At 57.9% G+C, this 18316-nt stretch carries 21 protein-coding genes; 11 read left to right on the top strand and 10 right to left on the bottom strand.

Features of this window, described 5'->3' with window-relative positions; all coding sequences use genetic code 11:
• Window positions 1-1032 (top strand): DUF2332 domain-containing protein, encoded by a 1032-nt coding sequence (locus G6L28_RS15675; protein ID WP_174064761.1) that lies wholly within the window; start codon window positions 1-3, stop codon window positions 1030-1032.
• 93 nt (window positions 1033-1125) lie between these two features.
• On the opposite strand, the gene G6L28_RS15680 is transcribed toward G6L28_RS15675, so the two are convergent.
• Together G6L28_RS15680 and G6L28_RS15685 are read right to left on the bottom strand one after the other, a co-directional pair.
• Window positions 1126-1824, bottom strand: a complete 699-nt coding sequence (locus G6L28_RS15680; protein WP_174064762.1) for a nucleotidyl transferase AbiEii/AbiGii toxin family protein — start codon at window positions 1822-1824, stop codon at window positions 1126-1128.
• A 10-nt stretch (window positions 1825-1834) separates the two neighbouring features.
• Window positions 1835-2038 carry a hypothetical protein gene (locus tag G6L28_RS15685; RefSeq protein ID WP_174064763.1) on the bottom strand — a complete coding sequence of 68 codons (204 nt, stop codon included), beginning with the start codon at window positions 2036-2038 and terminating at the stop codon, window positions 1835-1837.
• A 120-nt stretch (window positions 2039-2158) separates the two neighbouring features.
• Here G6L28_RS15685 and G6L28_RS15690 point away from each other — a divergent pair, with 120 nt between their 5' ends.
• Entirely contained in the window at window positions 2159-3529 is a 1371-nt protein-coding gene (locus G6L28_RS15690) for an APC family permease (protein ID WP_174064764.1), read from the top strand.
• A 106-nt stretch (window positions 3530-3635) separates the two neighbouring features.
• Window positions 3636-3821 carry a type II toxin-antitoxin system VapB family antitoxin gene (locus G6L28_RS15695; protein ID WP_174064765.1) on the top strand — a complete coding sequence of 62 codons (186 nt, stop codon included), beginning with the start codon at window positions 3636-3638 and terminating at the stop codon, window positions 3819-3821.
• A 40-nt stretch (window positions 3822-3861) separates the two neighbouring features.
• Here the strand turns inward: G6L28_RS15695 and G6L28_RS15700 are convergent, their stop codons facing one another.
• Genes G6L28_RS15700 through G6L28_RS15720 form a run of 5 tightly spaced genes read right to left on the bottom strand, consistent with a single transcriptional unit; the run spans window position 3862 to window position 9353 of the window.
• Window positions 3862-4425 (bottom strand): sarcosine oxidase subunit gamma, encoded by a 564-nt coding sequence (locus G6L28_RS15700; RefSeq protein WP_174064766.1) that lies wholly within the window; start codon window positions 4423-4425, stop codon window positions 3862-3864.
• Complete coding sequence (locus G6L28_RS15705; RefSeq protein WP_174064767.1) at window positions 4418-7375, bottom strand: sarcosine oxidase subunit alpha; 2958 nt, start codon at window positions 7373-7375, stop codon at window positions 4418-4420. Before G6L28_RS15705 ends, G6L28_RS15700 begins: the two co-directional genes overlap by 8 nt.
• A complete protein-coding gene (locus tag G6L28_RS15710; protein WP_174064768.1) occupies window positions 7372-7686 on the bottom strand; it encodes a sarcosine oxidase subunit delta in 315 nt (104 codons plus the stop codon). The genes G6L28_RS15705 and G6L28_RS15710 overlap by 4 nt, the downstream gene beginning before the upstream one ends.
• 9 nt (window positions 7687-7695) lie before the next feature.
• Entirely contained in the window at window positions 7696-8097 is a 402-nt protein-coding gene (locus G6L28_RS15715; RefSeq protein ID WP_202033670.1) for a hypothetical protein, read from the bottom strand.
• 2 nt (window positions 8098-8099) lie between these two features.
• Window positions 8100-9353, bottom strand: a complete 1254-nt coding sequence (locus G6L28_RS15720; protein WP_174064769.1) for a sarcosine oxidase subunit beta family protein — start codon at window positions 9351-9353, stop codon at window positions 8100-8102.
• Window positions 9354-9657: 304 nt separating this feature from the next.
• Between G6L28_RS15720 and rpsU (G6L28_RS15725) the strand changes: the two genes are divergently transcribed.
• From rpsU (G6L28_RS15725) to G6L28_RS15745, 5 genes are all read left to right on the top strand, one after another.
• Window positions 9658-9888 (top strand): 30S ribosomal protein S21, encoded by a 231-nt coding sequence (gene rpsU, locus G6L28_RS15725; protein ID WP_045228355.1) that lies wholly within the window; start codon window positions 9658-9660, stop codon window positions 9886-9888.
• A gap of 227 nt (window positions 9889-10115) precedes the next feature.
• On the top strand, window positions 10116-10940 hold the full coding sequence (locus G6L28_RS15730; RefSeq protein ID WP_174064770.1) for a tetratricopeptide repeat protein: 825 nt from the start codon (window positions 10116-10118) through the stop codon (window positions 10938-10940).
• 323 nt (window positions 10941-11263) lie between these two features.
• The gene (locus tag G6L28_RS15735; protein ID WP_174064771.1) at window positions 11264-11473 is read left to right on the top strand and encodes a cold-shock protein; all 210 of its coding nucleotides are present in this window, start codon (window positions 11264-11266) and stop codon (window positions 11471-11473) included.
• A gap of 445 nt (window positions 11474-11918) precedes the next feature.
• Window positions 11919-12155, top strand: a complete 237-nt coding sequence (rpsU, locus tag G6L28_RS15740) for a 30S ribosomal protein S21 (protein WP_174064772.1) — start codon at window positions 11919-11921, stop codon at window positions 12153-12155.
• Between the two features lie 26 nt (window positions 12156-12181).
• On the top strand, window positions 12182-12406 hold the full coding sequence (locus tag G6L28_RS15745; RefSeq protein ID WP_174064773.1) for a hypothetical protein: 225 nt from the start codon (window positions 12182-12184) through the stop codon (window positions 12404-12406).
• A 208-nt stretch (window positions 12407-12614) separates the two neighbouring features.
• Here G6L28_RS15745 and G6L28_RS15750 read toward each other — a convergent pair whose 3' ends face one another.
• Entirely contained in the window at window positions 12615-13148 is a 534-nt protein-coding gene (locus G6L28_RS15750) for a hypothetical protein (protein WP_174064774.1), read from the bottom strand.
• Between the two features lie 136 nt (window positions 13149-13284).
• Window positions 13285-13506, bottom strand: coding sequence for an aa3-type cytochrome c oxidase subunit IV (locus G6L28_RS15755; RefSeq protein ID WP_174064775.1), 222 nt, complete (start codon window positions 13504-13506; stop codon window positions 13285-13287).
• A 425-nt stretch (window positions 13507-13931) separates the two neighbouring features.
• Between G6L28_RS15755 and G6L28_RS15760 the strand changes: the two genes are divergently transcribed.
• Both G6L28_RS15760 and G6L28_RS15765 read left to right on the top strand, forming a co-directional pair.
• On the top strand, window positions 13932-14471 hold the full coding sequence (locus tag G6L28_RS15760) for a TRAP transporter small permease subunit (RefSeq protein WP_174064776.1): 540 nt from the start codon (window positions 13932-13934) through the stop codon (window positions 14469-14471).
• A gap of 28 nt (window positions 14472-14499) precedes the next feature.
• The gene (locus tag G6L28_RS15765) at window positions 14500-16002 is read left to right on the top strand and encodes a TRAP transporter large permease (RefSeq protein ID WP_174064777.1); all 1503 of its coding nucleotides are present in this window, start codon (window positions 14500-14502) and stop codon (window positions 16000-16002) included.
• A gap of 98 nt (window positions 16003-16100) precedes the next feature.
• On the opposite strand, the gene G6L28_RS15770 is transcribed toward G6L28_RS15765, so the two are convergent.
• Entirely contained in the window at window positions 16101-16856 is a 756-nt protein-coding gene (locus G6L28_RS15770) for a gamma-glutamyl-gamma-aminobutyrate hydrolase family protein (protein ID WP_174064778.1), read from the bottom strand.
• Window positions 16857-17152: 296 nt separating this feature from the next.
• Here G6L28_RS15770 and G6L28_RS15775 point away from each other — a divergent pair, with 296 nt between their 5' ends.
• On the top strand, window positions 17153-18259 hold the full coding sequence (locus tag G6L28_RS15775) for a TRAP transporter substrate-binding protein (RefSeq protein ID WP_174064779.1): 1107 nt from the start codon (window positions 17153-17155) through the stop codon (window positions 18257-18259).
• The last annotated feature ends 57 nt before the right edge of the window (window positions 18260-18316 follow it).

Genomic DNA, 18316 nt, shown 5'->3' on the forward strand with positions numbered 1-18316 from the left:
ATGTCCGAGGAGGCCGTCAGGACCGCATTTCTCACCCAGGCCAAAGCCTGCGATGCGTTGGGTTCACCTTTCACCGCAAGGCTCTGCCGCGCATTGGCCGAAAAGCTCGATACGCAGACCGAAGTTGGCAAAACCATCCTCTCATGGACAGGCGACCCCGGCCCGTTTGGCGATTCCGTGCCGCTGCGCACAGCGGGCGCGCTCCATGCACTGGTCCTGACCGGCAAGATTTCCGCGATGACCGAGATCGCCGACCATGATCTCTGGAGCGCAGCCAGGGAAGCCTTCATCCACCACGAAAGCTTTATTCTCGAGCGGTTGAAGTCCGCTCCCCAGACCAACGAAGTCCGCCGCTCTGGCGTTCTTCTTCCCGCCTTTCTCACCATTGCACAGCTCACCGGCAAACCGCTGGTCCTGTCCGAAGTCGGCGCAAGCGCTGGCCTTAACCTGCAATTCGACCGCTATCGCTACCGTCTCGGCACCATGGAATGGGGCAGCGAAAGCGATGTTCTCCTCACCCCCGAATGGCGCGGCGCGGAACCACCTCGGGCGACCGATATCGACGTCATCGAACGCGCAGGCTGCGACCTCAACCCGCTCGATCCGTCCTCGGCAGAAGACCGCCTGCGCCTGCGTTCCTATATCTGGGCCGACCAGAAAGACCGCCTGGAACGCACCGAAAACGCTTTGCGCATCGCCTCGAACAACAGGCTGCACGTCGAAAAAGCCGACGCCATCGAATGGCTCGGGCGGAGACTGAAAACCCGCCACGAAGGCGCAGCCCACATCATCTACCATACCATCGCATGGCAATATTTTCCCGATGCACTCAAGAAACAGGGCGAAGCTTTAATCGCAGAGGCTGGCCAAAACGCAACCCCGACTGCCCCACTCGCCCGCCTCCAGATGGAAGCAGACGACACCCCCGGCAGCGCCAGCCTCACCCTGCAAATCTGGCCCACCGGCGAAAAACAGGAAGTAGGCCGCGCCGATTTTCATGGACGCTGGGTGGAATGGCGGGGGTGGGCTTAACCACAGATGTCGTAGTAGTGGCCGAAAACAACAGAACTGCAAGCGACTTGAGCGTGCCAATAAAAGTGTAAAGCGGTTTTGCATTCGAAAATGTCAGGCGTCTTCGACAGGCTTAAGTTCGTCATGAACGCTCAGAATTTCCTCGAGTAGAAATCTGTCCATTTGCATCGCGTCTATACAGGCAGTCAGCCAATCCCTGTCACGGATCATGTCTACCGCTCTGTTGTAAGCGCTGCTGACAGTTTCTCCATAGGCCTGCTTCGCCTTGACCCATGCTGTTTCAGGGATGGTGCCCCAGCGTGAAATCATCATGGACAGGTCGATGATATCCCGACTTCTGACAGCGCGATCTGGCCAACGGTCGGCATTTGCGAGCAGCTTTTCCGCGAACATATCACTACGATCCAACAGCGGGACGCCGTAACGGCCCTCCATCCGGCCGTCAAGTTCGATCCGGCCTTCACGAACGATTTCAAATTTGATGCGCGTATCACCAGTTTGTACGAATGTGCGAATACCATACTGATCAGCCTGCATATCCCGTAGTACGGTGATCTGTGCATCGGATTTCGCAAGGCCAGCGAACCCTTTCGACCAGACCGCTTCGCGCAGTTTTCTGTACCCATTCTGAGATGCGCATAAAAAGTCGATATCGACGCTCTCTCGATATTCGTCCAAACCAAGGGCAATAGCAGTCCCGCCGCCGAAATAGCACTGAGCCGTTTCCAGCAGGTGCCCATCCAGAGAGTTGAGAACGGTCAATATTGCATTGTGATGAGGGCGGCGAAACATGCGCAGGCCGTCAATTCGCAACGAGGAGCGGACCATAAAGGTCAACGAGTTCTGCCAAAAGCACCTTCTCCTCAGCGCTCAATGCGTCCGCGTCTATAAATCGCCAGTTCCGCTCGTACAGCGCAAATGCCTCGTCACCTTCCAGACACACGTTCTCATCGCGATTCCAGCAAATCGCTCGCAACTGCGGATATTTGTCGACGTGAACCTGCATGGCGTCCTCTTTCACGGACATATATATGCGATTTTACACCCGGTTTCCAGCGCAAGTCCTGCGGAACCCAGCACCTTATATCCGCGTTAAGCCCTTCATATTATTTGGGGGAAATCCAATATGGCAGAAAACGTGACGCGACCGGATGGGTCGGGCGAGCAGAGCACCGAACTCAAGCGCGTGATGGGACCGGGGCTGCTGCTGCTCTTCATCGTCGGAGATATTCTCGGGACAGGGATCTACGCACTCACAGGTCAGGTGGCGGCGGAAGTCGGTGGCGTCGTGTGGCTGCCTTTCCTCATCGCATTCGGTGTGGCGCTTCTAACCGCTTGCAGCTATCTGGAATTGGTGACGAAATATCCACAGGCAGCGGGCGCGGCACTTTATACGCACAAGGCATTCGGCGTTCATTTCATCACCTTCCTCGTTGCCTTTACCGTCATGTCGTCGGGCGTTACATCCGCCTCCACCGCCTCGCGTGCCTTTGCCGCCAATTTCACCACCGTCACCGGGTTTGATTTCGGTGCCTATGGCGTCACCGGCGTTGCCATCGCTTTCATCGCTCTGGTCGGCCTTATCAATTTCCGTGGCGTCGGCGAAAGCGTGAAGATGAACGTGGTGCTGACCGTCGTCGAGCTCACCGGCCTACTCATGATTATCGGCATCGGCTTCTGGGCCATCGGCAATGGACAGGGCGATGTTTCCCGCGTCTGGACCTTCGAGCCCGCAGGAGACCACGGCGTCATCTGGTCCGTGGTTGCTGCCACGACGCTCGCCTTCTTCGCCATGGTTGGCTTTGAAGATTCGGTCAACATGGCAGAGGAATGCAAGCAGCCTTCCCGCATCTTTCCAAAGGTACTGCTCGGTGGCCTCGTCATCACCGGCATCATCTATGTGCTGGTCGCCATTTCCGCCATCACGCTGGTTCCTGCAGCGGAACTCGGCGAAGGTGAAACTCCATTGCTGAAGGTGGTGCAGGCAGGTGCGCCTTCCTTCCCGATCGGCATTTTCGCCATCATCACCATGTTCGCGGTCGCCAATTCCGCGCTCATCAATATGATGATGGCCAGCCGCCTGATCTACGGCATGAGCCGCGAAGGCGTGCTTCCAGTGGCACTCGGCAAGGTCCACAAGGGACGCCGCACCCCGTGGGTCGCCATTACCTTCACCTCGCTGATCGCCATCGGCCTCATCGCCTTTGCAGGCGGCGTCCCGGCGCTCGGCGGCACCACCGCGCTCCTCTTGCTCGGCGTCTTCACCATCGTCAATATCGCGGTGCTGGTGCTGCGCAGGGACAAGGTAGCCCATAAACACTTCCGCACCCCCAGCATCCTGCCAATCATCGGCGCCGTCAGCTGCTTCTTCCTCGTCGGCCCATGGACAGGGCGCGATCCGGTGCAATATTCGATTGCGGCAGCGCTGTTGCTGATCGGTGTTGTGCTGTGGGCTGCGACGGTTGGCTTTATGAAGATGCAGCAGAAGGCGGCGTAAAAGCTGTCGCAGTTGAGGGCGGAAGAACAGCACCATGATGCATGGAATTTAGCACCACGCGGTGCTAAATTCCGATGATGTGAGGCGCACGAGGCAGGAACCCAACATGCGATCCACCATCAATCTCGATGATACTCTTCTTGAGCGCGCCAAATCTCTTACGGGCACGAAAGAAACAGCTGCGCTCATTCGGCAGGCTCTGGAAACGCTCATCCGGGTTGAGTCTGGAAAGCGGCTTATCGCGCTTGGGGGTTCCATGCCGCACGCAGAAGCCACCCCCGCTAAAGCATGACGCGCTATAACGAGATGCTTCAGGCTTCAATGCCTAAGCCTCAAGCGTCCCGCGCACCCTCATCCAGCAGACCAAATACATAGTGCGCAAACGAACGCCAGCATTCCACCCGGAACGTGTCATCCGCCACGCGTAGCAGCACCACTTCCGCCTTGCCGAAAATCGTGCGCGAGCATGCGCCGACCGGGAACACGGCGAGCGAAAGATCCTGCGGGCAACCGGCGTTGATGGCCGTTTCCGCGCCGGGGCCGGAGACGATGATGGCCGTGTTGCGGTGGGAGACGTCGGTGGCGGAGAACAGACCGGAGACGCCGGAAAGCGCGTCCAGGAGGTTGCTTTCGCCCTGATCGATCACCAGCCATTCGTCAGGCCCAAGCCATAGCGCGGAGCGCAGGCCGGAGGTGGCGGAGGCTTTGGGGCGTTGCGGCAGTGCCAGTTCCAGCGCCTGCGACAATGCCTCGACTGCCTCTGCCTTGGCGCGCAGTGAAATGCGAAACGCGGGAGCAGCCGTCTTGAGCGAAACGCTGGCTGAGCCACCGTGAATGCCATCCAGAACCGGAGTGCGGATTGCCTTTACAAGATCAGCCCCTAATATGTCAGCCATTGATGCGGCCTCCTTCCTTGTCGAAGAACACCATGTCCGTCACCTCGACCGCGATGGTCTTGTCGGCAAGCGGAATGTAGAGCGTTTCACCCATGCGGGCACGGCCATCGATCACCAGACCGAAGGCGATGTTGCGACCCAGATTTTCCGACCAGTAGGCGGATGTCACATGGCCGAGCATGGTCATCGGCTTCGGCTGGTTCGGATCGGCAACGATCTGGCCACCCTCATCCGGGAAGTCGTGTGGATTTTTCGGCAACAGACCCACCAGCTGCTTGCGCCCGGTGCGTACCAGATCGGGCCGCTTCAAGCCGCGAATACCGACAAAATCCGTCTTCTTCTTGGAAACGGCCCAGCCGAGACCCGCATCGTCTGGAGTCACGGTTCCATCCGTGTCCTGACCGACGATGATATAGCCCTTTTCGGCGCGCAGTACGTGCATGGTTTCCGTGCCATAGAGACAACCGCCGATGGCTTCAGCCCGTTCGGCAATCGCCTTCCACACCGCAGGTCCGAAATCCGCAGGCACGTTGACTTCGAAGCCCAATTCGCCGGTAAACGACACGCGGAACAGACGCGTCGGCACGCCGCAAATCTTGGCCTCCGCCACCGCCATATGCGGGAAGGCTTCCGGCGAAAGATCGAGACCCTCGACCAGCGGCGCAATGACTTCGCGTGCCTTCGGTCCCTGTACGGCAATCACCGCCCACTGCTCGGTGGCGGATGTCAGCCAGACATTGAGGTCCGGAAATTCGGTCTGAAGATAGTCTTCCATATGCTGCAACACGCGCGGCGCACCGCCGGTCGTCGTCGTCACATGGAAGCGATCTTCCGCAAGGCGACCCACCACGCCGTCGTCATAAACGAAGCCGTCTTCGCGGGTCATGATGCCGTAGCGGCAGCGACCCGGCTTCAGCGTATCCCAGGCATTGGTGTAGAGCAGGTTGAGGAACTTCGCCGCATCCGGCCCAACCACCTCGATCTTGCCGAGAGTGGAGGCATCGAACACGCCGACTGTCTCGCGCACCGTCTTGCACTCACGGTTCACGGCCTGATGCATGTCTTCGCCTGCGCGCGGGTAATACCATGCGCGCTTCCAGTTGCTGACATCTTCGAAGTCTGCGCCAGCAGCCACTTCCAGATCGTGCATCGGCGTCTTGCGGGCCGGGTCGAACAGCGCACCGCGCGAATGGCCGACCAGCGTACCGAAAGTGACTGGCGTATAGGGCGAACGGAAGGTCGTCAGGCCGACCTTCGGCAGATCGCGGTTCAGCGCTTCCGAGGCAATGGCAAGGCCATGCATGTTGGACATCTTGCCCTGATCGGACGCCATGCCGTTGGTGGTGAAGCGCTTGATATGCTCGATGGAGTGCATACCCTCACGCACCGCAAGGCGGATATCCTTGGCGCAGACATCGTGCTGGAAGTCGATGAAGGCCTTGACGCTATGCTCTTCGCCCGCACCTTCCGCAGCGCCGATCATGCCGCCGGTCCAGACATGCGCGTTGCTGCCGGAAAACTCCACCGCCCCGCCGCCTGCAGCAGCCGCCTCGGCAATTAGCGCGGAAAGATCATCGGTGCCGTTGCAGGCACCGACGGAAACGCCGTCCTGCACATGCACGTCCGGCAGGAAGCGCTGGTTGGCCGCATCGAATTTCAGCTTGCCGCGAGACTGCGAGAACAGATGCACGGAGGGCGTCCAGCCAGCGGAAACGATCAGCGCATCGACCTTGATCTTGCGCTTTGAAGAACTGCCATTTCGGCCCACCGTCATGGAAGAAACCCGCAGACGACCCGCCGTGTCATAGACGCTGTGACCGGCCAGCACCTCGATACCGAGTGCACGCGCCTCATCCAGAAGCTTCGCGTCTACGTTCTGGCGGCAGTCGACGATGGCGGCGATCTTCACACCGGCCCGCTTGAGGTCGAACGCGGTCTCATAGGCCGAATCATGGGCGGTATAGACACCCACAGAGTGGCCAACGGTCACGCCGTACTGGTTGAGATAGGTCCGCGCCGCCGATGCCAGCATGATGCCCGGCCGGTCATTATTGGCAAACACCATGTGCCGCTCGATGGCCCCGGTCGCCAGCACCACCTTCTTGGCCCGCACCTGCCACAGCCGCTCACGCGGCGCGTGCCCCGGTGTCGCCAGATGGTCTGTCACCCGTTCTGCCAGGCCGATGAAATTGTGGTTGTAATAGCCGAATACCGTGGTGCGCGTCAGCACCTCGACATTCGGCATGGCTTTGAGTTCAGCCAGCACCTTCTGCGCCCAGTCGTAACCATTCATGCCGTCGATGGTCGCACCGGTGTCGAAGCGCAATGCGCCGCCAACCTCGGGATTCTCATCGGCCAGAATAACCTTAGCACCAGTCTTTGCAGCAGAGAGAGCCGCCGTCAGACCCGCGACGCCAGCACCCGCCACCAGCACGTCGCAATGGGCGAAACGGCTGGCATAATGGTCGCTGTCGCCTTCCTTCGGCGCATTGCCTAGACCCGCCGCACGGCGAATGATCGGCTCATAGAGCTTGTGCCATGCAGCCTTCGGCCACATGAAAGTCTTGTAGTAAAAGCCCGCCGCAAACATCGGTGAGAAGAAATCATTGATCGCGCCGACATCGAAGGACAGCGATGGATAGCGGTTCTGCGATTCCACGATCACGCCGTCGAACACTTCCTGCACGGTGGCGCGCACGTTGGGCTGCTTGCGGCTGCTGTCACGCGAAACATCGATCAGCGCATTCGGCTCCTCGGGTCCTGCGGAAAGAAAGCCGCGCGGGCGGTGGTATTTGAACGAACGGCCAATCAGATGCACGCCATTGGCCAGAAGCGCAGACGCCACCGTATCGCCCTGCAACGCCGTATAAATCTTGCCATCGAAGGTAAACCGCGCGGTGCGGGCAGGCGTCAGGCGGCCGGCACCCTTGATACGATACGCACCGCTCATCGGGCCGCTCCTTCGCTGGATTGCATCAGTGTCTCGGCATCCGGCTTCGGCTCACCCGCCTTGTAGGTCAGGTAGAACCTGTCGCTCACCGAATTGCGGGCCGCGTTGAAGAAGCGCCCACAACCGTGAATGTGACGCCAGCGCTCGAAAACGAGGCCCTTGTCGTTGTCGCGCAGGAAGAAATATTCCGCGAATTCTTCATCCGAAATGGCCGAGATATTCTCAGGCCGGGCGATATGCGCCTCGCCCGCCCAGCGGAACTCCAGTTCGGAGCGCTCTTCTTCACAATAAGGACAACGGATCAGCAGCATGGTTACGCCTCAAAGAGAGCTTTCCGGAACCACTGTTCCGGCGGGTTGGTCACACAGGCGCTTTCCCATGGTGATGTAGGGAGAAAGCCTGTTCATCAGTTCTTCGAAATCGGCGAAGGGCCGAAACGCCCCTCCCCGCCCGATATTCACCATCGCCATCGACATCGCATTGCTATCGATATTGACCGGATATTCGTTTTCGCCCCGGTCGTTTTCCGGGACGAAATAGACGAGCTTATTGCTAAGGCTCGGCACGCACATCAAAAGACCCTTGCGCGCCGTAAACGGCCAGTTCGTCTCACCCTGCGCCCGTTCCAGTTTCTGCACGCGAAAATCGCTGGCCCCCGGCACCAGCCCTTCGGCTGGCAAGGTGGAGGCTGCAAAGCTGGAAGCCAGAAGCGCAGCGGGCATTATCAATGCGCCACCGCCGCAGCAGCCGCTTCATCGATCAAACGCCCGGTGCGGAAACGGTCCAGCGTCAGGCCGGATGCCAGACGATGCGGCTCGCCGCGCGCGATGAGGTGCGCGAAAAGATGCGCGGAACCCGGCGTTGCCTTGAAGCCGCCCGTACCCCAGCCGCAGTTGACGAACAGGTTCGGCACCGGCGTCACGCTCTGGATCGCCGAGCGATCCGGCGTGTTGTCGGTAATGCCGCCCCACTGGCGCATCATCTTCACGCGGCGGAACATCGGGAAAAGCTCGCAGATGGCATCCAGCGTATGCGTGATGATCTGCAAACCACCGGTCTGGGAGTAGGAATTGTACTGGTCCGTACCCGCGCCGATGACGAGTTCGCCCTTGTCCGACTGCGAAATATAGGCATGTACCGTGTTGGACATGACCACGCAGGGGAAAATCGGCTTCATCGGCTCGGAAACCAGCGCCTGCAACGGGTTGGAGGCAAGCGGCACCCGCACATCCGCCATATTCATGATGACGGAGGAGTGGCCGGCAGCCGAAACGCCGATCTTCTTCGCGCCGATGAAGCCGCGATTGGTCTCGACACCCGTCACCGCACCATCCGGGCCACGACGGATCGCGGTCACTTCGCAGTTCTGAATGATGTGAACGCCGCGATCCGATGCGCCACGGGCATAACCCCAGGCCACCGCATCGTGGCGCGCCGTGCCGCCGCGGCGGTGCAGCGCCGCACCATTGATGGGGTAACGCGCATTGGCGGAAATATCGAGCGGCGGACAGTATGCCTTGGCCTGCTCCGGCGTCAGCCATTCATTATCGATGCCATAGAGACGGTTGGCATTGATATGGCGGCTGAAGGACTGCTTGTCGTGAACATTGTGCGACAGCATCATCACGCCGCGCGCCGAATACATGACGTTGTAGTTGAGATCCTGGCTCAAGCCTTCCCACAGCTTCAGGGAATGCTCGTAAATGTCCATGCTCTCTTCATAGAGGTAATTGGAGCGAATGATCGTCGTGTTGCGCCCGGTATTACCGCCGCCGATCCAGCCCTTTTCCAGCACCGCGACATTGGTAATGCCGTGCTCTTTCGCCAGATAATAGGCAGCACCGAGACCATGCCCGCCGCCACCGATGATGATGACGTCATATTCCTTGCGAGGTTCCGGAGATGCCCACTGCGGAGCCCATCCCTTATGCCCACGCAAAGCCTCGCGAGCCACGGCGAAAACCGAATATTTGCGCATTCGCAAACCACTCCCTGAAAACCGGCTCGAATTATTCCGGTAGAAGCATACACATGGCAAATGAATAAGCACCGCAGTGTTCATTTTGCGACGCCGCGACATGAATGTTTTGACATTGCGAAAGAGAATATGGCGTTGCGCGGTTTTTCCGGCGTCGGCACAGTTAATCGCTGGACTTCGCGCAAACGATCTGATATTGCACCACCCCAATCGTATGGCTTCACGGCCAACCGAACGAACTTTTGTTTGCTGGCGAATGCGTTCATTCACGGCAAGATAACCAAACCAAAGGAACGGGTTTCACGTGCAGGTACTAGTCCGCGACAATAACGTTGATCAGGCGCTTCGCGCTCTCAAGAAAAAGATGCAGCGCGAAGGCATTTTCCGCGAAATGAAGATGCGCGATTACTACGAGAAGCCTTCGCAGAAGCGCGCTCGCGAAAAGGCTGAAGCCGTTCGCCGCGTTCGCAAGCTGGCTCGCAAGCGCATGCAGCGCGAAGGTCTGATCGCAGGCCCACGCGCTCCTGCCCGTTAATTCAGGGCTGGACGGTCGTCTTTTCGACGTTTTTGAATGCTTATGGGGCGGGGGCGATTATTTCGCCGCCGCTCTTTGAGTTTGTGGACTCACGTTTTTTGATCTGATTTGCGACCGGGAAACCGGCCTGTAGAGGGAACCCATATCGCATGAACGCTGTTGATACCCGTGATTCCAGATTTCCATCCGCCCTCCTTCACGGCGTATCCCAGAAACAGAGACAGACGATGCGGCTTCGTTTCCCCCTTATCATATGCGGCCTCGTCGCTGCTCTTTCCGGCTGCGCAACCACCGCGCCGAACAACGATGTGTTTCAGATCGACCGCGCACAGGGGTCAGAGCAGAACATCTCGTCGCTGACATCAGTCATCAACGCCAATCCGCAAGACCCGGAAGGCTACAATGTCCGTGGCTCGGCCTATGGTCGCGCAGGCGATTCCAAGCGCGCGATTGCCGACTTTAATCAGGCGCTCCAGCTGAACCCCCGTTTCTATCAGGCCTATGCCAACCGCGCGCTGGTCTATCGCAACATGGGTCAGCAGCAACAGGCCTTGCAGGATTACAATTCCGCGCTCCAGATCAACGCCAATTACGATGTGGCGCTCATCGGTCGCGGCAATCTCTACCGCCAGACCGGCCGCGTCAACGAAGCCTTCAACGACTTCACCGCCGCCATCAACACGGATACGACGGACGGACGCGCCTATCACAATCGTGGCCTGATCTACCAGTTGCGCAACCAGCACACCCAGGCCATCGAAGACTTCTCCAAGGCCATCTCGCTCTCGTCCAGCTCGCCGGAACCCTATAACGGTCGCGGCATCTCCTACGTCGCCCTGAACGACGACGAGAACGCTTTCGCAGACTTCAACCATGCCATCGCATTGAACGGCGATCTCGCAGAATCCTGGGCAAACCAGGCACTCGTCTACGAGCGCCGTGGCGAACGCGACAAGGCTGCGAAGTCCTATGGCCATGCCGCGCGTCTCGATCCGAAATACAAACCGGCGGTAGACGGCCTTGCACGCACCAGAGGCGCTCAGGCGTCGTAAGCAGCGTCAGCAATTCAGGTAGAATGACGAAAGCCGGAAGCGTCGCTCCCGGCTTTTTTGTATTCGGGCCTTCCAGGCTATGGAAAATGGCGATTTAAATTATACATATAAATCAACGTGATGGCGGCATTGATCGACAGCATTCGGCGTTAATTCAAAGAAACTGCTTGTAAAATCAAAAATTGAGAATACCTTATACCCATCGACCATTGCTTGTGACGTCGGTCCAGAGCTTAGCTCCCGTCGGATTTCCTCTCAAAACATCGATCTATTCCCGCAAGGTATCGCGGGAGCAACAACGATTGCTACGAAAGGAAATCGTTATGAACACTGGAACTGTAAAGTGGTTCAACGCCACCAAGGGCTTCGGCTTTATCGAACTCGACAACGGCGGCACGGACGTTTTTGTCCACATTTCTGCTGTTGAGCGCGCTGGCATGCGTTCGCTCTCGGACGGCCAGAAGATCAAGTTCGACATCGTGCAGGACCGCAAGTCCGGCAAGAATTCTGCCGATAATCTTCAGGCAGCTTGAATTTGTCTCTCGATTACGCTGACCACGGATGTACTGGCAGCATGATCGTTTGACCGGTGAAGGTCGAGCAACGCTCGGCCTTTTGCTTTTTCCAGACGTGTCGGATGGTAGCGTCGGGCAGCTCATGAAAAAGACATGCATTTGATGGCAGGGCAGGATATGATGCTTAAGGCCCTCATACGAAGCCTTCACGGTGAGACTGTCGAACACGGTGACGATCTCCACGACGAGGCAGGAACCATCCCGGCGCCGTCCTGAACGTTGCGAATCCACCGCTTTCGTATCTATCTGATAGCAAATATTCGACTACGCTTCAGTCAAGACAATCGCGTTATTGCTCAACGGGCTGTTCCAACAGCCCTTCTCGCGGATCAGATCAGCTGAGTTGATCGTGATCTCCTCACAACCCTAGAATAAGCGGCGAAACGTCGCGTAAGGAGAACTTTTGCAGGTACTCGTTAGAGAAAACAACGTCGACCAGGCGCTTCGCGTGCTGAAAAAGAAAATGCAGCGCGAGGGTCTATTCCGGGAAATGCGCGCACGAGAGTCCTACGAAAAGCCGTCCCAAAAGCGGGTTCGCAAGGAAGCGGAAGCAGTTCGCCGGCAACGGAAACTTGAAAAGAAGAAGTTGCAGCGAGAAGGCTTGCTTCCCGCACCCAAAAAGGTTGCCCGCCCTCGCTGACAGATGCCTGATGAAAGGATGTCATTATGACCGTCACGAAAGACGAATTCTTTAAGCCGGAGAAGCTGACCGCTCAGCAAAAGGCAGCGGCCACCAATAGCGCGGCTGCGCAAATCCTTGCCGCAGAAGCCGCGCACCGCACGAAGAAGACCGATCGGTTGCGAGAGCTTCGCCTGGCGCACGAAGCGACATTGGTTGCGGTCGCTCCAAAAGTTTCACGCGCGAAGAAAGCCAAGGCTCTAACACCGTAAACCATGTCGCGTTTAATTGCCCTCAATTAAGCGATAACGCACATGCAAGAAACGAGCATCTAAAGCGGGTCGCAGTGAATAGGGTTCACCGCGACCCGTTTTAGATGCCTGTTTGCCTGTTGACTGGAAATGCCTTTAACGGGGCGCTACCGTCCTTATGACGACGACCTATTGCACTGTCTGGAGTGAGCAAGCGCCAAAGGCCCGATTACTGGACTGGCTGCACCGTTCCTGCCGGTAGCTCGACATCGGCGAATGAAGGATAGACTTCGCGCAGAATGTCGACCTGCTGTGCATCGCTCACCCTCAGCAGATACCACTCGCCAGAATCGACAAGCGCCAGAGTATGCGAGATCGCTTCGAGTTTGGTGCCTTCGGTTTCCATCAGCGTTCGTGTCGGCACCAGCACATAGGGCGTGCCGTCAGGAGCCTCGTGATATTGTGCCTTGTCGAAATCCATGTCGAACTCGAGAAGCTTGACCGAAGCGAGTGCTATCTGCATTTGCGTGGTCAACGCAGCGCGAAGCTGTTCCAGCGAAATACCGGCTTTGGACGCGATTGCCTGAAGCACCTTCGGCGGGATCGTATCGCTGACGGCCTTGAAATCGCTCTTTGTCAGCGCCGCATCGAAGCGCTGGATCTGCTGCCCAAGACCGGCCTTTTCGGCAGCCGTGAAGTCTCTCGCATGGGCTGCCTGCCAACAGCAGGGCAGAAGCATGAGGGATAGCAAAAGCGCTTTCATCGCATGGACCTCTCGTCTGCACTCAAGACCGGAAAAGGGATGCGGCGCAAAGCTACGCCGCGTCAGATGAAAGACTGTCCGGGTCTAAAATCATGCCTTGCAAAACCGTGCAGCGGTTTTGCGAACAAGACATGCATTAGAGGATGAAGAAGCCCGCAGCGCTCAGGATGAGGAACACCAGCAGGCCACCGAAAAAGCCACCGGTCGTAAAGAAACCGACCGCCATGGCGACCATCAACATGCAGACCAACATCGTGCCGTATTTCGACGCCACCAGAAAACCGTTATAGGTTTTCTCATGTTCCGAGTAGTCCATCTGCGCGCCGACCTCGACTGGACCGGTATGATGTTCGCTCATGCAATTTCCCCTCTATTGATCTGCCGTCACGCCGGTCGTCACTCTACCCTTGCGGGACGTCATCCCTGACAACCATGCTTTGCAGCACACTCCTGTATCAGAAGTAACACGAAGTTCGAGACGGGTGCAATGGAGTGTCTTGCTCTCACAAACGCAAAAAATGAAGTTGCGCACCGCAACAATATTGCCTCGCTTGATGACGTTCTTTGCAAAGCCGCAACATATACCCGACCAAAAGCAAGGAAATGAGCGAACAACCTCACGCGGCCAGCGTTCATGGTTGCATTTCATAAATCCTGCCCATACACGATTCATGGTGGGAGGATTCTGGACCGGACGAACGAAGCGGAGGGGGCTGCGCGTCGTAACCGTGAGGGCAGGCCCGTTCTCCCCACGAACCCGCAAAGGGACAAGAGGGGAATATAATGCAAGCGCTGCTCAAACTAAGCCGCCTGATAGACTGGTTCAGCGAGGCCATGGGGAAGTTTTCGGGCTACCTCGTGCTGATCTGCTGCCTCGTCAGCGCCGGAAATGCCATCGTCCGCTACCTCTTCAATTACAGCTCGAACGGCTGGCTGGAAATCCAGTGGTACATGTTCGCCTTCATCGTTCTCATCGGCGCGTCCTACACGCTGCGCATGAACGAGCATGTGCGTGTGGATATCATCTACGGCGCGATTTCATCGCGCACGCGGCTGTGGGTCGATATTATCGGCATCGTGCTGTTTCTGCTGCCAGCCTGCTTCTATCTCGCCTGGCTCAGCTGGCCCATGTTTGTCCTCTCATGGGACCAGAATGAGATTTCCTCCAATGCCGGCGGTCTCATTCGATGGCCGGTGAAGTTCATCATATTCGCGGGCTTCGCGCTTCTGGTGCTTCAGGGAATATCCGAACTGGTGAAGCGCATCGCTGCGCTGAACGGGCTCTATCAGCTCGACACCAAATACGAAAAACCGCTCCAGTAATTTCGGCGCTGATCGCAAGGATATTTCCATGTTCGAATACGGTATTCTGCCACCGCTGATGTTCCTGGGCATGATCATCTTCATGCTCTACGGCTTTCCCGTGGCCTTCTCGCTCGCAACCGTCGGCATGCTGTTCGGCATCATCGGCATCTTTACGGAGCATTTCTCACCCGCTTTCATGCAGGCGCTGCCTTTGCGCATCTTCGGCATCATGTCCAATGACCTTTTGCTGGCAATCCCCTTCTTCACCTTCATGGGAGCTTTGCTGGAACGATGCGGACTTGCGGAAGATCTGCTGGAAGGCACGGGCAAGCTGTTTGGCGCCATCCCCGGCGGCCTCGCCTATGCCGTGATTCTGGTGGGCGCGATCCTTGGTGCCATCACCGGCACGGTTGCTGCATCGGTCATCACCATGGGCGTCATCTCGCTGCCCATCATGCTGAAATACGGCTACAATCCACGGCTTGCGACCGGTGTCATCGCCGCGTCCGGCACCATCACGCAGGTCATCCCGCCGTCGCTGGTGCTGATCGTTCTGGCAGACCAGCTTGGCCGCTCCGTGGGCGACATGTATCTCGGCGCCATCGGCCCGTCGATCCTGCAGGTCACGATCTTCCTGCTGTTCATCTTCATCATGTCGAAGCTGCGTCCCAGCGATCTTCCCGCCCTGCCGCCGGAAGCGCGCGGAGAGCTTAACCGGGCGCTCGTCTTCAAGGTGCTGGCGGGCATGATCCCGTCCATCGTGCTGATCTTCCTCGTCCTCGGCACCATCTTCATGGGCCTTGCAACGCCAACCGAAGCCGGTGCATTGGGCGTCGTCGGAGCGATGGCGCTTGCCGCCGCCAACCGCCGCCTGACATGGGATCTGGTCAAGCAGGCCATGCATTCCACCATGCACATCACATCCATGGTGGTCTTCATTCTCGTCGGCGCGACGTGCTTCTCGCTCGTCTTTCAGGGCATGGATGGATCGCTCTGGATCGAACACATGCTGTCTGGCATTCCGGGCGGGCCGATCGGCTTCCTGATCTTCGTCAACATCTTCATTTTCTTCCTGGCCTTCTTCCTCGATTTCTTCGAGATTGCCTTCATCGTCGTGCCCATGCTGGCCCCCGTCGCACAGGCGCTCGGCATCGATCTCATCTGGTTCGGCGTGCTGATCTGCATCAACATGCAGACCAGCTTCATGCACCCGCCCTTCGGCTTTGCGCTGTTCTATCTGCGCTCCATCGCGCCGAGATCGGTCAAGACCTCGGATATCTATATGGGCGCGATCCCCTGGCTCGGAATGCAGTTGATCCTCGTCGCCATCGTCATTTTCTGGCCGGAGTCCGTCACCTACTGGCTGGACAAGGGGCCTGAGATCGATCTCAACTCGATCAAGATCGAGGTGCCAGCCTTCGGCAATGGCGGCGGCAACACCATGCCGAACTTCGGCCTTCCGCCGATGGATGGCGCACCCGCTCAGCCTGGCGGAAATGGTCTGCCGGGAATGCCGAACCTTAATGAACCACCGAAGATAGGCCCGTAACGAGCGGCAACGGGCCTTCAGGGTGTTTCACGGTCTAACGGAAACGCCCTTTAGCCTCGGACGGCTGTCTCTTTACGGAAACGAACAGCTGAACGCGATCAGCTTCTGGTCGCCTGATACTGGCGTACGGCACGGCCGAAAGCCTCGAACAATGCCCGCGACGGTGCATCCGTTTGCGCCCAGTATTCCGGGTGCCATTGCACGCCGACGGCAAAGCCCTTCGCATCGATCACGGAGACGGCCTCGATGGTGCCGTCCTGCGCCGTTGCCTCGACTTGAAGACGAGGTGCAGTCTGCGCAATGGCCTGACGGTGCAGGGAATTGATCTGAACCTCTCCCGCCATGCCCAGATGCTCAGCGATGCAGGTGCCTTCGCGGATGAAGACCGGCTGGCGGATGCTGTACAGCACGTCCCGGTCTTCATGCTCGGGCTTGCGATGGTCCCAGTTGCCGGGCAAGTCCTGAATTTCGCTGGCGAGCGTTCCGCCGAGCGCCACGTTCAGCTCCTGAATGCCCCGACAGATGGCGAGCATGGGAATACCGCGCTCTATCGCGCGACGTATGAGAGGAAGGCTGGTGGCATCGCGGGCGGGGTCGAAGGGTCCATCGCTGTCCTTGGCCTCGACGCCGTAGAGCGAGGGATGCACATTGGTAGCGGAACCGGACACGAGAAGCCCATCGACACGGTCCAGTATCGCATCCGTATCGTTCCCCGCTTCAAAGGCCGGGATGATAAAGGACATGACATCGGCCACCTTGAGCGCGGCATTGAGATACTGCGTCTGGGCGGCATGCCAGTCCGCGCCGTCCAGATGTCTGATGTCGGCGGGAATGGCGATGATGGGTCTGGACATGGTGGCTCCGAAATGCGTTCTGCTTCTTGTGGAGCGAGTGAGGGGAGCCCGTCAAGCGGGAAGCGGGTGATCGGCAACATTTCATTCGCCTAAAGTATAAGGCAGGAAACCAATATTTTCATTGCAAATAATTGTTGAAGCTTCGGCCTGTTGTTTTTGCCGCAAAGCATCCTTGAGACCCGCCTATTCTCGCGCATCCCGCTTGTCAGTTGCATTTCGACATGCTTTCTTCTTGTGAAGGTCGATAGCGGAGGGGAGTCTTGCTAGGGCCGAAGATTCGTATCTGGGAGGATTGTATGGATCGTCGTTCATTCATTAAAAAAGGTGCGGTTGCCGGTGTCGGGGCAACGGCGGCCACGGTGCTGGCAGCACCCGCTATTGCGCAGCAAAATGCAAAGATCACCTGGCGCTTGACGTCCTCGTTCCCGAAATCACTGGATACGATTTTCGGTGGAGCGCAGGATGTGGCCAGCCACGTCAACGCCGCGACCGATGGCAATTTCAATATTCAGGTGTTTGCGGCGGGTGAAATCGTACCCGGCCTGCAGGCCGCAGATGCGGTGTCTTCCGGCACCGTCGAAATGTGCCATACCTGCTCCTATTACTATGTCGGCAAAGACCCGACTTTCGCCATCGGCACCGCCATTCCGTTCGGCCTCAATGCCCGGCTGACGAATTCGTGGTTCTACGAGGGCAACGGCAACACGCTGCTGAACGAGTTCTACGCGAAGCACAATCTCTATGGCATGATTTCCGGAAATACCGGCGTGCAGATGGGCGGCTGGTTCCGCAAGGAAATTAATACGATCGACGATTTCAAGGGCGTGAAGATGCGCATTGCCGGTCTGGCCGGCAAGGTCGTGGAAAAGCTCGGCGTCGTGCCACAGCAGATCGCAGGCGGCGATATCTACCCGGCACTCGAAAAAGGCACCATCGATGCGGCCGAATGGGTCGGTCCCTATGACGACCACAAGCTGGGCTTCCAGAAGGTCGCAAAATACTATTATTACCCGGCATTCTGGGAAGGCGGACCGGTCATCCACTCCTTCGTCAATCTGGACAAGTGGAACAACCTGCCGAAGAACTACCAGTCCGTTCTTCAGGATGCCTGCGCCTTCGCCAATACCAACATGATGGCGAAATACGACGCCAAGAACCCCACCGCGATCAAGCAGATCGTGGCGGAGGGTGCAACGTTGCGCCCCTTCAGCCAGGAAATCCTCGACGCCTGCTACAAGGCGGCGCTTGAGGTTTACGCGGAAATTTCCGCCACCAACGCAGACTTCAAGAAAGTCTATGAAGATCAGGTCGCGTTCAAGCGTGAAGGCTATCTGTGGATGCAGTTGGCGGAATACACGTTCGATACCTTCATGATGATCCAGCAACGTAACGGCAAGCTGTAATCCCGCTTCCGGTATCGCAAAGATGAAAAGCCCGGACCGGCAGGTTCGGGCTTTTGT

It is taken from the genome of Agrobacterium larrymoorei (genome assembly GCF_013322225.1).
GTDB lineage: Bacteria > Pseudomonadota > Alphaproteobacteria > Rhizobiales > Rhizobiaceae > Agrobacterium > Agrobacterium larrymoorei_A.